Here is a 13,253-nt window from a genome sequence, read left to right as displayed (position 1 = left end):
GTCGTGGAGGGCGTTTCGATGGCCAATGAACTCTATACCCGTACCAACCAGAAGATCTTTTACGCCGGCCTGTCGCTGGAGTCCTGGCGCCAGGCGCAAGAGGGGCGGGCGCTGAACGCTCAGGCACTGATTCAGGCCGAGCGTGAGGCGGTCCTGTTTCACCTGTATGGGGCGCTGCTGGGGCTGTGTCACGAAATCGCCGGCTATTACCGCTTGCCGGAGCGCACCGCGCCGCGTGCCGAGCAGTTGCTCAGCCGCGCGGTACTGGAGGCGGCGCCGAGTCCCGAACTGGCCGAGCTGGTCGAGTTGGCGCAGCAGCCGGAGACCTGGCTGGCGCAGCTGTTGCGGGCCTACGCCGGGCTGTTCCAGCCCCCCCAGGGCGAACAGAAGGCCAAGGTCGATCCGGCTGCGCCGCTGATCGAGGCGGTCAGCCTGGACCGCGAAGAGCCGCCGCTGGCGAGGGAGACACTCGAGGCCTGGCGTCAGCAGCTCAAGGTGCTGGCACAACGCTTTCGCGAGTCGCTCACCGAGTGGTGAGGCGGCTCTGGATGGGCGGGCTAGGGTGAAGCCTGGCCGGCTGTTACAATGCCGGCCTTACGTGGAGAGCCGAACCAATGTCTACATCCTTTCTGGAAATTGTCGAATTGCCCGATGGGCGCATAGCCCTGCGTCGAGCGGAGGATGAGGAGGCGCTGGTGGTGCTGGATTTCTCTTCCGATGCCAAGGCCTTCCTACAGGGGCAGCACGTCGAGGTGGCCAAGGCGATGTTGAACGTGGGCGTGCAGATGGCCGGCCGCTTGGCCGAGGGCGACTTCCAGCATGAGCAAGAGGCGCGCGTGCTGCACTGAGGTGTCTCGGGGCGCATCGTTCTCGGCATGGCTGCCGACCATGCTCCCGCATGCAATAGCGTGCTTGCCGCTTCCAGGCCAGGACTGCTCTCTAGCTCGGCTCCGGCGCTTTTCGCTACTTTTCTCTAGCCCAGGCTGATATTCAGGCTCTGTGCCCGGCCTTGCCGAGCGGCCTGTTCGAGCCGCCGTCGGGCCTGCCGCTCCAGCGGATGCAACCAGCTGACCACCGTATGGCTGCGCCCCAGCGCCAAGGCTTCCTCGGCCAGTTGCAGGGCGCTGCGCCTGTCACCCGGCTGCAAAATCAGGATACGTTCGCGGTTAAGTCCCGCATCGCGCAGCCAGCCTTGTGTCAGGGAGCGGGGTGGGGCGATCAGCGTCAGCCAGCGTGCATCATGGTTCTCGCTCAGTTCCCGCAGGATGGGGGCGAGCAGGCTCAGGCAGTGTCCGGCAGCGCCGCGCAGCGATAGTTCGCTGAACGCCTCGGGTTCCGTCTCGGCCAGCAGTGCCGAGGCCGGCGCGGCGAGAAAGGCATCGAACAGGGGGAGTTGGCTTCGGTTCAGCGGCTGCGGGGACTGCATAGGTGCTCCTCTAGCGGCGAATGACGCCGACACTCAGGCCTTCGATGACCAGCTCCTGCTCTTCCAGATTCACCTCGATCGGGGCGAATTCGGGATTCTCGGCGAGCAGCCAAACTTTGTTGCCATCGCGCTTGAAGCGCTTGACCGTGACCTCGTCATCGAGGCGGGCCACTACCACTTGGCCGTTGCGGGCCTCGCGGGTGGTGTGCACGGCGAGCAGGTCGCCGTCGAAGATGCCGATGTCCTTCATGCTCATGCCGCGCACGCGCAACAGGTAGTCGGCGCGGGGGTGGAAGAACTCCGGATTGATGCGGCAGGATTCTTCCACATGCTGCTGTGCCAGAATGGGAGCGCCGGCCGCGACCCGGCCGATGACCGGCAGGCCTTCCTCTTCTCCGCTCGGTTCGAAGCCGGGTATGCGAATGCCGCGGGAGGCGCCCGGAGTCATCTCGATGGCGCCCTTGCGGGCCAGGGCCTTGAGGTGCTCTTCGGCGGCGTTGGGTGATTTGAAGCCGAGCGCCTGGGCGATTTCCGCGCGAGTCGGCGGATAGCCGTTGTCTTCGAGGCACTGCTTGATGAAGGCGAGAATCTCTGTTTGCCGCGGCGTCAGTTTCAGCATGTCTGGGCTCTGTTTTTTTATACAGTGACTGGGATTATATACAGTGCAGGCGACTTGGCAATCCACCTTTTTCGCCCCGGTCCGGATTCGGCCTTGCACTTTGTTGAGGACTGCTTGTTACTTGGCTTTCATTCCGTGCGTCTTGTTCTGCTGTCCGGGCTCGCTATCGTGCAGTGTGACTGGTCGGCCGAAAGGCGGCTCGTGCGGCTTGACAAGGAGGCGGTATGAAACGTATGTTTCAAACAAGTGTTTGTCAGGTGCAAGGTCATGGCTCAGTCGGAAACCGTTGAACGCATTCTCGATGCCGCGGAGCAGCTGTTCGCGGAGAAGGGCTTCGCCGAGACCTCGCTGCGGCTGATCACCAGCAAGGCCGGGGTCAACCTGGCGGCCGTCAACTACCATTTCGGCTCGAAGAAGGCCCTTATCCAGGCGGTCTTCTCGCGCTTTCTCGGGCCGTTCTGCGTCAGTCTCGAGCGCGAACTCGATCGACGCCAGGCCAAGCCCGAGGGCAAGGCCAGCCTGGAGGAGCTGCTCGAACTGCTGGTCGAGCAGGCCCTGGCCGTGAAGCCGCGCAGTGGCAACGATCTGTCGATCTTCATGCGCTTGTTGGGCTTGGCGTTCAGCCAGAGTCAGGGCCATCTGCGCAAGTATCTGGAAGAGGTGTACGGCAAGGTCTTTCGCCGTTACATGCTCCTGGTGCACGAGGCCGCACCGCGTATTCCGCCACTGGAGCTGTTCTGGCGGGTGCATTTCATGCTCGGCGCGGCGGCATTCAGCATGTCCGGGATCAAGGCCCTGCGGGCCATGGCCGAGACCGATTTCGGGGTGAATACCTCGATCGAGCAGGTGATGCGCCTGATGGTGCCGTTCCTGGCGGCGGGCATGCGCGCTGAAAGTGGGCTGGCCGACGAAGCTCTGGCTACGGCGCAGCACAAACCGCGAGTCAAGGGCACGGCCGCATCCGCCAAGGTTTGATACGCAGCGGGTGGGCGTGGCGGGTGTGATCCGCTAAGCTAGCCGCCCATGCGCGCTCTCGATCTTCTGCATATCTCCCTCGCCGACCAGTGCCTGTACGGCTTTGCCGACGGGCAGCTGTTGCTGCGTCTGCCGGTTTCCACGGCGCTCAACGGTCCCGGCGAGCTCAACGGCTCCGGCTGTACCCCGCGGGGGCTGCACCGGGTCCGAGCGAAGATCGGTGAGGGGCTGCCACTGGGCGCCGTGTTGCGCGGGCGGCGCTGGACCGGCGAGCTGTGGTCGGCCGAGTTGGCCGTGCGCTTCCCCGAGCGCGACTGGATTCTCAGCCGCATCCTCTGGCTCAGTGGCTGCGAGCCGGGGCGCAACAGGCTCGGCGTCGTGGATACCTTCCGCCGCTATATCTACCTGCACGGCACCCCGGACAGCGAGCCGATGGGCGAGCCGCGTTCCCATGGTTGCATACGCCTGCGCAATGCGGATCTGGTCGAGCTGTTCCCGCGGGTGCCGTTCAACTGTGCGGTGCGCATCGAGGAGGCGGCTTGTCCGGACTGGGCGGCGGCTCCCCTCAATTAAGGATTTCTAGTGAGTTCAAGCATGCAAGGTTCGCTGATGCTGGATATCGACGGCACCTGGCTGACCGCCGAGGACCGTCACCTGTTGCGCCAGCCCGAGGTGGGCGGGCTGATTCTGTTCGCGCGCAATATCGAACACCCGCGCCAGGTGCGGGAGCTGTGTGCGGCGGTTCGCGCCCTGCGCCCCGATCTGCTGCTGGCGGTGGATCAGGAGGGCGGGCGCGTGCAGCGCCTACGCCAGGGTTTCGTGCGTCTGCCGGCGATGCGCGCGGTGGCCGACAATCACAATGCCGAGGCGCTGGCCGAGCAGTGCGGCTGGGTCATGGCCACCGAGGTGCTGGCCGCCGGCTTGGATCTGAGCTTCGCCCCGGTGCTGGATCTCGATCACCAGCGTAGCGCGGTGGTCGGCAGCCGCGCCTTCGAGGGCGATGCCCGGTGCGCTGCCATGCTTGCCGGCGCCTTCATCCGCGGCATGGCGACGGCGGGTATGGCCGCTACCGGCAAGCATTTCCCCGGCCATGGCTGGGCCGAGGCCGACTCCCATGTGGCGATTCCGGTTGATGAGCGCAGCCTGCAGGATATTCGCGCCAGCGACCTGCAGCCCTTTGCCCGTCTCAGCGGTCAACTGGCCGCGGTAATGCCGGCCCATGTCATCTATCCCCAGGTCGACAGCCAGCCGGCGGGCTTCTCGCGGCGCTGGCTGCAGGACATCCTGCGCGGCGAGCTGAAATTTGCCGGGGTGATCTTCAGCGATGACCTGTCCATGGCCGGCGCCCATGTCGCCGGCGATGCCGCCGGGCGCATCGAGGCGGCGCTGGCGGCGGGCTGCGACATGGGCCTGGTGTGCAATGACCGGGCCGCTGCGGAGCTGGCCCTGAGCGCCCTGCAGCGCCTCAAGGTCAGCGCGCCGGCGGGGCTGGCGGGCATGCGCCGCCGGGCCTTTCCGGGGACCGAGTATCGCCAGGACCCGCGCTGGCTGCAGGCTCTGGCCGCGCTGCGTGCCGCCCAACTTATAGATTGAGGACGATGTGATGACTGTTTACGCCATTATCGGCGGTACCGGCTTGACCCAACTGGATGGTCTGACCATCAAGTCGGCCCTGAACCTCGATTCGCCCTACGGCCAGCCTTCGGCACCGGTGCTGCGCGGCGAGTACGCCGGGCGCGAGGTGCTGTTCCTCGCCCGCCACGGCCATCCGCATCGCATCCCGCCGCACCAGGTCAACTACCGCGCCAATCTCTGGGCGCTGAAGGAGGCCGGTGCCCAGGCGATCATCGCGGTGAACGCGGTGGGCGGCATCCATCCGGCCATGGGTACCGGGCACTTCTGCGTGCCGCATCAGGTCATCGACTACACCTCCGGGCGCGCCCACACCTTCTACGAGGGCGAGCTCGAGCATGTCACCCATGTGGACTTCAGCCATCCCTACGATGCGACCCTGCGCGACAAGCTGTGCGGCGCCCTGGCGGCCGAGGGGTGCGCCTTCAGCGGTCACGGCGTCTACGGCTGCACCCAGGGGCCGCGGCTGGAGACCGTGGCGGAGATCGCCCGCATGGAGCGCGACGGCTGCGACATCGTCGGCATGACCGGGATGCCCGAGACGGTGCTGGCGCGCGAGTTGTCGCTGCCCTATGCCTGCCTGTCGCTGGTGGTCAACCCGGCGGCCGGCAAGTCCACTGCGCTGATCACCATGGCCGAGATCGAGCGGGCGCTGGACGAGGGGATGGGCCAGGTCAAGGCGGTGCTGGCGCGGGTGCTGGCCGGGTAAACCGGCGACTGGATGAAAAAGGGCCGCATCGCGCGGCCCTTTTTCGTGGCGTCGGGTTACAGCGGTTTGACGCGAATCAGCAGGCCGAGGCTGCCGTGGTCCAGGAAGGTCAGCTCGCCGCTCTTCAGGCGGCTGTCCTGCTTGAGGCGCTCGCTGCCGGAAAGCAGCCCGCTGGCGTCGAAGCTGTTGATCCAGAGGTCGGCCTCCACGTCGATGAAGCGGGCCTGCTTGAGGCTCAGGGTGCCCTCCACCGGGAAGTGGCCGAACTGCTCGCTGCCGGTACTCAGCGCTACCCGGCTGGGGGTGCCGGAGAGGTGCTGCGACCAGGCCCTGTGCAGCAGCACCTGATAGCCGTTGCCGGGGTTGAGTCTGCTGGCCTCGCTGTTCAGCGTGGTGCCGCGTTCGCTGCCGGCGTCGATGGGCTGAGCATCCCGGGCCCAGTCGTCCGGGGCTGGCTGGCTGGCGGGTACCGGCTCGCCGGCCTGACGGAAGACGATGACCTCGACCTGGTACAGGCCTTCGGCGAAGGTCGGGGTGGCGAGCAGCATGAGCAGGGTGAGCGGCAGCAGGGCCAGGGTGCGGAGTGCGCGCATGGTTCAGTCCTTAAGCGGCGGGGATCAGACGCTCGAAGAGCGCTTCCAGGGTATTGAAACGTTGTTCCGGGCGCTCCATCGGCACCTGGAACCTGAACAGGGTGGCGCCTTCGAACTTGTAGCGGGTCGGCGCGCTCTGGATCAGCTTGATCAGGGTCAGCGGGTCGACGCAGGTGTCCGCAGCGAACTCGACACGCCCGCCCTGGGGGCCGGCGTCGACCTTCTTGATGCCCAGGGTCTCGGCCCGCAGCTTGAGCAGGGTCAGGCGCACCAGGTTCTTGGTCGGCTCCGGGAGCAGGCCGAAGCGGTCGATCATCTCCACCTGCAGCTCCTTCAGGCCGTCCTCGTCGGCGGCCGAGGCGATGCGCTTGTAGAGGATCAGGCGCGCGTGCACGTCCGGCAGGTAGTCCTCGGGAATCAGCGCCGGCACCCGCAGATTGATCTCCGGGCCACCGCCGAGCGGCTGCTCCAGGTTGGGCTGCTCGCCCTTGCGGATGGCCTTGACGGCTCTTTCCAGCATCTCCATGTAGAGGGTGAAGCCCACCGCCTGGATCTGCCCGCTCTGGCCGTCGCCGAGCAGTTCGCCGGCGCCGCGGATTTCCAGGTCGTGGGTGGCCAGGACGAAGCCGGCGCCCAGGTCCTGGGCATTGGCGATGGCCTCCAGGCGTTTCTGCGCGTCGTCGGTCACCTGCTTGCGCGGCGGCGTCAGCAGGTAGGCGTAGGCCTGGTGGTGGCTGCGGCCGACCCGGCCGCGCAACTGGTGCAGCTGGGCCAGGCCGAACTTGTCGGCGCGCTCGATGATGATGGTGTTGGCGCTGGGCACGTCGATGCCGGTCTCGATGATGGTCGAGGCGATCAGCACGTTGAAGCGCTTGTGGTAGAAGTCGCTCATCACCTGTTCCAGCTCGCGTTCGCGCATCTGTCCGTGGCCGATGCCGATGCGCGCCTCGGGTACCAGCTCGGCCAGGTCGGCGGCGCACTTCTCGATGGTCTTCACGTCGTTGTGCAGGTAGTAGACCTGGCCGCCGCGCAGCAGCTCGCGCAGCAGCGCCTCCTTGATGGTCGGGTTGTTCTGCTCCATGACGAAGGTGCGCACCGACAGACGGCGCGCCGGCGGGGTGGCGATGATCGACAGGTCGCGCATGCCGGAGACCGCCATGTTCAGCGTTCTCGGAATGGGGGTCGCCGTGAGCGTGAGGATATCCACCTCGCTGCGCAGGGCCTTGAGCTGCTCCTTTTGGCGCACGCCGAAACGGTGCTCCTCGTCGATGATCACCAGGCCCAGGTTGGCGAACTTGACGTCGTCCTGAAGGAGCTTGTGGGTGCCGATGACGATGTCGACCTTGCCCTCGGCCAGCTGGGCCATGGCCTCGCCGACTTCCTTGGCGCTCTTGAAGCGGCTCATCACCTCGACCTTCACCGGCCAGTCGGCGAAGCGGTCGCGGAAGCTGTTGTAGTGCTGCTGGGCCAGCAGGGTGGTGGGTACCAGCACCGCGACCTGCTTGCCGCTGTGCACGGCGATAAAGGCGGCGCGCATGGCCACCTCGGTCTTGCCGAAGCCGACGTCGCCGCAGACCAGGCGGTCCATCGGCTTGCCCGCCAGCATGTCTTCGCGCACCGCATCGATGGCGGCCTGCTGGTCCGGGGTTTCCTCGAAGGGAAAGCCGGCGCTGAAGGTGACGTAGTCGAGCTGTGGGTCGCTGAAGGCGAAGCCTTCGCGGGCGGCGCGGCGGGCGTAGATATCCAGCAGCTCGGCGGCGACATCGCGCACCTGTTCGGCGGCCTTGCGCTTGGCCTTCTGCCAGGTCTCCGAGCCGAGGCGGTGCAGCGGCGCCAGGGCGTCGTCGCTGCCGGTGTAACGGGCGATCAGGTGCAGGCTGGCGACCGGCACGTAGAGCTTGGCCTCCTCGGCGTATTGCAGGGCGAGGAACTCGGCGCTCTGGCCGTCGATTTCCAGGGTGACCAGGCCCTGGTAGCGGCCGACGCCGTGGTCGATGTGCACCACCGGCGCGCCTTCGCGCAGCTCGGTGAGGTTCTTGATCACGTTGTCGCCGGCGTCGCGGGTCTTCTCCCGGCGGCGACGCTGCATCACCCGCTGGCCGAACAGCGGGCTTTCGGCGATCAGTGCCAGGTCGTCGAGCAGCAAGCCCTCGTCCAGCGGGGCGATGCAGATGGCCAGGCGCTCGGCGCTGGCGCCGAACTCGGCCCAGCCCTCGACCGTTCTGGGCTTGAGCTTGAGGCGCGCGAGCAGTTCCAGCAGCACTTCGCGGCGTCCCGCCGATTCTGCGCAGAACAGCACCCGCCCCGGGTGCTCCTCGATGAAGCGGCGCAGCGCTGCCAGGGGTTCGCTGGCCTTGGCCTGGATCGCCAGGTCCGGCAGCGGCCGGGCGACGAAGCGCTGGCGACCGACACCGGGCTCGATGTCGTCCTGGCTGACCACCACCCGCGGCCAGTCCTTGAGACGGGCGAAGCAGTCCTCCACCGGCAGGAAAATGTCGGCCGGCGGCAGCAGCGGGCGCTCGGGGTCGACCCGGCGCTCCTCGAAGCGGTTGCGGGCATCCTGCCAGAAGTGCTCGGCGGCCTTCTCCACCCCCGGCAGGGAGAACACCTGGGTGTCCTGGGGCAGGTAGTCGAACAAAGTCGCGGTCTGCTCGAAGAACAGCGGCAGGTAGTACTCGATGCCGGCCGGGGTGATGCCGGTACTCAGGTCCTGGTAGATCGGGCAGCGGCGGAAGTCGACGTCGAAGCGCTCGCGAAAGCGCCCGCGGAAATCGGTGACGGCCTTCTTCTCCAGGGGAAATTCGCGGGCCGGCAGCAGCTTGATCGACTCGACCTTGTCCACCGAGCGCTGGGTCTCCGGGTCGAAGGTGCGCAGGGTCTCGATCTCGTCGTCGAACAGGTCGATGCGATAGGGCTGCTCGCTGCCCATGGGGAACAGGTCGATCAGCGCGCCGCGCACGGCGAACTCGCCGTGCTCGTAGACGGTGTCGACGCAGCGGTAGCCGGCCGCCTCCAGGCGCAGGCGCATCTGCTCGACATCGAGCTTCTGGCCCACATCCAGCACCAGGCTGCTGCCGAGCAGGAAGCTGGTCGGCGCCAGGCGGTGCAGGGCGGTGGTGATGGGCACGACCAGCACGCCGTGCTTGAGCTCCGGCAGGCGGTAGAGCGCGGCGATGCGCTGGGAAATGATGTCCTGGTGCGGCGAGAACAGGTCGTAGGGCAGGGTTTCCCAGTCGGGGAAGTGCAGCACCGGCAGTGTCGGGGCGAAGAAGCTCAGCTCCTGCTCCAGGCGCTCGGCGCTCTGGCTATCGGCGGTCAGCAGCAGGGTGAAGCGCCGGGCGGCGCTGGCGGCCTCGGCGATGGCCAGGCTCAGGGCGGCGCCGGGTAGGTTGCCCCAGTGCTGTTTTCCGGCGGAGGCCGGCAGGGGCGGCAGGCGCAGTACGGACGTGGTCGGTGAAGACACGGGCGGCTCACGGTCGTGGTACAAGGCCGGCGATTGTAGCGGGGCAGGGCGTATCGTGTCAGTCGCGACAGGCGCGCATTGCTCATGCCTGCGTGCGCCGTCATAATGTAGCCCCTTTTTTCAGCCCCTACATGTGGAAGGTACTGCCCGTGACTCAGAAGCCCGACCAGTGTCTTGGTGAGTGGATCGATCGAGAAGCCCTTGCGGAAGCGATGATTCCGATGATTGGCCAGCTCTACCGCAACAACAACGTGGTCACCTCGATCTACGGCCGTAGCCTGATCAATCGCTCCGTCATCCAGATCCTCAAGGCCCACCGTTATGCCCGCCATCGCCTGGATGGCGATGCCGAACTGTCGGTGCATGACACCTTCCCGATGCTCAAGACCATGTGCGAGCTCAAGCTGGGCGCCGCCTCCGTGGACCTGGGCCGGATGATGGCCAAGTACCTGCAGGAAGGTGCCGGTCGCGGCATCGAGCAGTTCGTGCGCGACGAGCTGGGCTCCGTGGCCGGGCAGCAGAATGCCGTGGCGCGCAAGGGCACCGACGTGGTGCTCTATGGTTTCGGTCGCATCGGCCGCCTGCTGGCGCGCATCCTGATCGAGAAGACCGGTGGCGGCGATGGCCTGCGCCTGCGCGCCATCGTCGTGCGCAAGGGTGCCGAGAACGACCTGGTCAAGCGCGCCAGCCTGCTGCGCCGCGACTCGGTGCATGGTCCCTTCGATGGCACCATCACCATCGACGAGGCGAACAACACCCTGACCGCCAACGGCAACCTGATCCAGATCATCTACTCCAACGATCCGGCGTCCATCGACTACACCCAGTACGGCATCCAGGATGCCCTGCTGGTCGACAACACCGGCAAGTGGCGCGATGCCGAGGGCCTGGGCCAGCACCTCAAGTGCCCGGGTATCGACCGCGTGGTGCTGACCGCGCCGGGCAAGGGCGAGCTGAAGAATATCGTGCATGGCATCAACCATGGCGACATCACCGCCGACGACCGCATCGTCTCGGCCGCATCCTGCACCACCAATGCCATCGTGCCGGTGCTCAAGGCGGTCAACGACAAGTACGGCATCGTCAACGGTCACGTCGAGACCGTGCACTCCTACACCAACGACCAGAACCTGATCGACAACTTCCACAAGGGCAGTCGTCGTGGTCGCAGCGCCGCGCTGAACATGGTGATCACCGAGACCGGTGCGGCCACCGCCGCGGCCAAGGCGCTGCCGGTGCTCAAGGGCAAGCTGACCGGCAACGCGATTCGCGTGCCGACGCCCAACGTGTCCATGGCCATCCTCAACCTCAACCTGGAGAAGGCCGCCAGCCGCGAGGAGATCAACGAGTACCTGCGCTACATGGCGCTGCACTCGGATCTGCACAAGCAGATCGACTTCGTCAATTCCCAGGAAGTGGTGTCGACCGATTTCGTCGGCTCGCGCCATGCCGGTGTGGTGGATGCCGATGCGACCATCGCCAACGACAATCGCGTGGTGTTGTACGTGTGGTACGACAACGAGTTCGGCTACAGCTGCCAGGTCGTGCGCGTGATGGAAGACATGGTGGGCGTTAACCCGCCGGCCTTTCCGGGCTAAGGCTTAGGCAGGCGTGTAAAAAAACGGGAGCTTCGGCTCCCGTTTTTCATTTCCGGGTCGGCGCTTCAGTCCGCCAGCAGGCGGTTTCGCAGGGTATCCGACAGGCCGTCGGGCGCCAGCCAGATGCCCAGGTAGGCGTCTGCCAGTTCGGTGTTGCGGCTGAAAAAGACGGTCTCGCCGTTGCGCTCCAGGTTCAGGCCGCTGCCGGCTGCGTAGTTCAGTGCGTAACGGTCGCCGCGGCGGATGTCCCGAAAGTTGGTGTGTAGGGCGTCCAGTTCCAGTTGCAGGCGCCGTAGCGAGTCGCTGTCCTGCTGCCTGCGCAAGATGCGCCAGGCGGCCTTTATCACGTCTTCGCGGTCAATGTCGCGAAAGTAGTAGAGCTCCAGGCGCTTGCTGTGCCGCGCGGCGAGTGCCTGGCGCGGGCTTATCCGGGGGGCGGTATAGAGTGCGGCGGCATAGGCGTCGGTCCACAGGTAGGTGAGTACGCTCTGATTCTTCAGTTCCAACTGGGTTCGGTCGAGCGCATATTGCGCCGGAAAGTTTGCCTCCCGTAGGCGCTCACTGTCGTCGGCCAGCAGGGGGAGGCTCGATAGGAGTAGGACGAGCAGTGGCAGCGATCTGGGCATGGCGGTGTTGGTGCGCGGTCGATGCCCCTGTTTCGCTCTTTCGGGCCCTTGCGTCAAGTTGTCGCTGCTGTGCCTACTTGACTGAAAACTCAAAAAAAGCAAGCGCTTGGGTGGTCAGCCAGTGGCCGTCTCTCTATAATTGAGCGGATTTTTTACCCGCGTTCGACACTCCAGTTCTCACCGATTGCTGGCTCGCACTGGTTTTCGATATGAGCCGCTCCAAGTGTCGGTCGTATTCTAAAAAAAGCTTATAAATCAGTGGTTAGGCAAACCTATGATCAAAATTAAACATGGGCTCGACTTGCCCATAACAGGCGCGCCGGCGCAACGCATCGAGGCCGGAAGGCCCGTGCGCAGCGTCGCCGTCATAGGCTTCGATTATCACGGTATGAAGCCTACGATGGAGGTTCAGGTCGGTGATCGGGTCAAGCTCGGTCAGGTGCTGTTTTCCGACAAGAAGACGCCCGGTGTGACCTACACCGCGCCGGGGGCGGGCGTGATCAGCGCCATTCACCGCGGCGAGAAGCGCGTCCTGCAGTCGGTGGTGATCGATCTCGACGGCGACGAGCAGGTAACCTTCGCCCAGTATCCGACCGCCCAGCTGGACAGTCTGAGCGTCGAGCAGGTGCGTGAGAATCTGCAGCAGTCCGGCCTGTGGACCGCGCTGCGTACCCGTCCGTTCAGCAAGGTGCCGGCCATCGACGCGGTGCCCAGCTCGATCTTCGTCACCGCCATCGACACCCATCCCCTGGCCGCCGACCCGTCCGTGGTGATCGGCGAGTACGCCAGCGACTTCGAGAACGGTCTCAAGGTGCTGAGCCGCCTGGGCAAGGTGTTCCTGTGCAAGGCCGAGGGCGCGAGCCTGCCGGGCGAGCAGCAGGCCAACGTCCAGGCCGAGGCCTTCGCCGGTCCGCACCCGGCCGGTCTGCCTGGCACCCACATCCACTTCCTCGATCCGGTCAGTGCCGGCAAGAGCGTCTGGTCGATCAACTACCAGGATGTGATCGCCGCCGGCAAGCTGTTCACCAGCGGCCAGCTGTGGGTCGAGCGCGTGGTCGCCCTGGCCGGCCCCGTGGTCGAGCAGCCGCGTCTGCTGCGCACCCGTCTGGGCGCCAACCTGGAGGAGCTGACCGCGGGTCAGCTGCAGTCGGGCTACAACCGGGTGATCTCCGGCTCGGTACTCGGCGGCCGCACGGCCCAGGGCGCCTTCGCCTTCCTCGGCCGCTACCACCTGCAGGTGTCCTGCCTGGCCGAGGGCTCCGAGCGCGAGCTGATGCACTACCTGCGTGCCGGGGTGAACAAGCATTCGGTGCTGAACGTCTTCGTCTCCAAGCTGATGGCGGCGAAGAAGTTCGCCTTCTCCACCACCACCAACGGCAGCCCGCGCGCCATGGTGCCGGTCGGCAACTATGAAGAAATCATGCCGCTGGACATCCTGCCGACCCAGCTGTTGCGCTACCTGATCGTCGGCGACACCGAGATGGCCCAGAAGCTGGGCTGCCTGGAACTCGACGAAGAAGACCTGGCGCTGTGCACCTATGTGTGTGCCGGCAAGTATGAATACGGCCCGATCCTGCGGGATAACCTCGCCCGTATCGAGAAGGAGGGTTAA

Annotated in this window: 13 protein-coding genes; 8 read left to right on the top strand and 5 right to left on the bottom strand. The window is 65.8% G+C overall.

Going from position 1 to position 13,253, the window contains the following annotated elements; genetic code table 11:
• The first annotated feature begins 18 nt into the window (after positions 1–18).
• Together SBP02_RS12890 and SBP02_RS12885 are read left to right on the top strand one after the other, a co-directional pair.
• On the top strand, positions 19–537 hold the full coding sequence (locus tag SBP02_RS12890) for a DUF6586 family protein (RefSeq protein WP_318642175.1): 519 nt from the start codon (positions 19–21) through the stop codon (positions 535–537).
• Positions 538–614: 77 nt separating this feature from the next.
• Positions 615–848, top strand: coding sequence for a hypothetical protein (locus SBP02_RS12885; RefSeq protein WP_318642174.1), 234 nt, complete (start codon positions 615–617; stop codon positions 846–848).
• Positions 849–973: 125 nt separating this feature from the next.
• Here SBP02_RS12885 and sulA read toward each other — a convergent pair whose 3' ends face one another.
• Both sulA and lexA read right to left on the bottom strand, forming a co-directional pair.
• Positions 974–1,426, bottom strand: a complete 453-nt coding sequence (sulA, locus tag SBP02_RS12880; RefSeq protein WP_318642173.1) for an SOS-induced cell division inhibitor SulA — start codon at positions 1,424–1,426, stop codon at positions 974–976.
• A gap of 10 nt (positions 1,427–1,436) precedes the next feature.
• Positions 1,437–2,045: a transcriptional repressor LexA gene (lexA, locus tag SBP02_RS12875; RefSeq protein WP_318642172.1), complete on the bottom strand. Its 609-nt coding sequence runs from the start codon at positions 2,043–2,045 to the stop codon at positions 1,437–1,439.
• Positions 2,046–2,312: 267 nt separating this feature from the next.
• On the opposite strand from lexA, the gene SBP02_RS12870 reads away from it, so the two are divergent.
• The 4 genes from SBP02_RS12870 to SBP02_RS12855 are packed head-to-tail and all read left to right on the top strand — an operon-like array spanning position 2,313 to position 5,361.
• A complete protein-coding gene (locus SBP02_RS12870) occupies positions 2,313–3,020 on the top strand; it encodes a TetR/AcrR family transcriptional regulator (RefSeq protein ID WP_318642171.1) in 708 nt (235 codons plus the stop codon).
• A gap of 48 nt (positions 3,021–3,068) precedes the next feature.
• Positions 3,069–3,593 carry a L,D-transpeptidase gene (locus tag SBP02_RS12865; protein WP_318642170.1) on the top strand — a complete coding sequence of 175 codons (525 nt, stop codon included), beginning with the start codon at positions 3,069–3,071 and terminating at the stop codon, positions 3,591–3,593.
• A 21-nt stretch (positions 3,594–3,614) separates the two neighbouring features.
• Positions 3,615–4,613 carry a beta-N-acetylhexosaminidase gene (gene nagZ / locus SBP02_RS12860; protein ID WP_318642169.1) on the top strand — a complete coding sequence of 333 codons (999 nt, stop codon included), beginning with the start codon at positions 3,615–3,617 and terminating at the stop codon, positions 4,611–4,613.
• A 10-nt stretch (positions 4,614–4,623) separates the two neighbouring features.
• The gene (locus SBP02_RS12855; RefSeq protein WP_318642168.1) at positions 4,624–5,361 is read left to right on the top strand and encodes an S-methyl-5'-thioinosine phosphorylase; all 738 of its coding nucleotides are present in this window, start codon (positions 4,624–4,626) and stop codon (positions 5,359–5,361) included.
• A 56-nt stretch (positions 5,362–5,417) separates the two neighbouring features.
• Here SBP02_RS12855 and SBP02_RS12850 read toward each other — a convergent pair whose 3' ends face one another.
• Both SBP02_RS12850 and mfd read right to left on the bottom strand, forming a co-directional pair.
• Positions 5,418–5,954 (bottom strand): CsiV family protein, encoded by a 537-nt coding sequence (locus tag SBP02_RS12850; RefSeq protein WP_318642167.1) that lies wholly within the window; start codon positions 5,952–5,954, stop codon positions 5,418–5,420.
• A gap of 10 nt (positions 5,955–5,964) precedes the next feature.
• Positions 5,965–9,417, bottom strand: coding sequence for a transcription-repair coupling factor (gene mfd / locus SBP02_RS12845; RefSeq protein ID WP_318642166.1), 3,453 nt, complete (start codon positions 9,415–9,417; stop codon positions 5,965–5,967).
• Positions 9,418–9,548: 131 nt separating this feature from the next.
• On the opposite strand from mfd, the gene SBP02_RS12840 reads away from it, so the two are divergent.
• On the top strand, positions 9,549–11,015 hold the full coding sequence (locus SBP02_RS12840) for a glyceraldehyde-3-phosphate dehydrogenase (RefSeq protein ID WP_318642165.1): 1,467 nt from the start codon (positions 9,549–9,551) through the stop codon (positions 11,013–11,015).
• A 65-nt stretch (positions 11,016–11,080) separates the two neighbouring features.
• Here SBP02_RS12840 and SBP02_RS12835 read toward each other — a convergent pair whose 3' ends face one another.
• Positions 11,081–11,641, bottom strand: coding sequence for a chalcone isomerase family protein (locus SBP02_RS12835; protein ID WP_318642164.1), 561 nt, complete (start codon positions 11,639–11,641; stop codon positions 11,081–11,083).
• Positions 11,642–11,915: 274 nt separating this feature from the next.
• Between SBP02_RS12835 and SBP02_RS12830 the strand changes: the two genes are divergently transcribed.
• On the top strand, positions 11,916–13,253 hold the full coding sequence (locus tag SBP02_RS12830; protein ID WP_318642163.1) for a Na(+)-translocating NADH-quinone reductase subunit A: 1,338 nt from the start codon (positions 11,916–11,918) through the stop codon (positions 13,251–13,253).

The organism is Pseudomonas benzenivorans, from assembly GCF_033547155.1.
GTDB lineage: Bacteria > Pseudomonadota > Gammaproteobacteria > Pseudomonadales > Pseudomonadaceae > Aquipseudomonas > Aquipseudomonas benzenivorans_B.
Note: the sequence above shows the minus strand (reverse complement) of the source record. Positions and strands in the feature narration are given on the sequence as shown.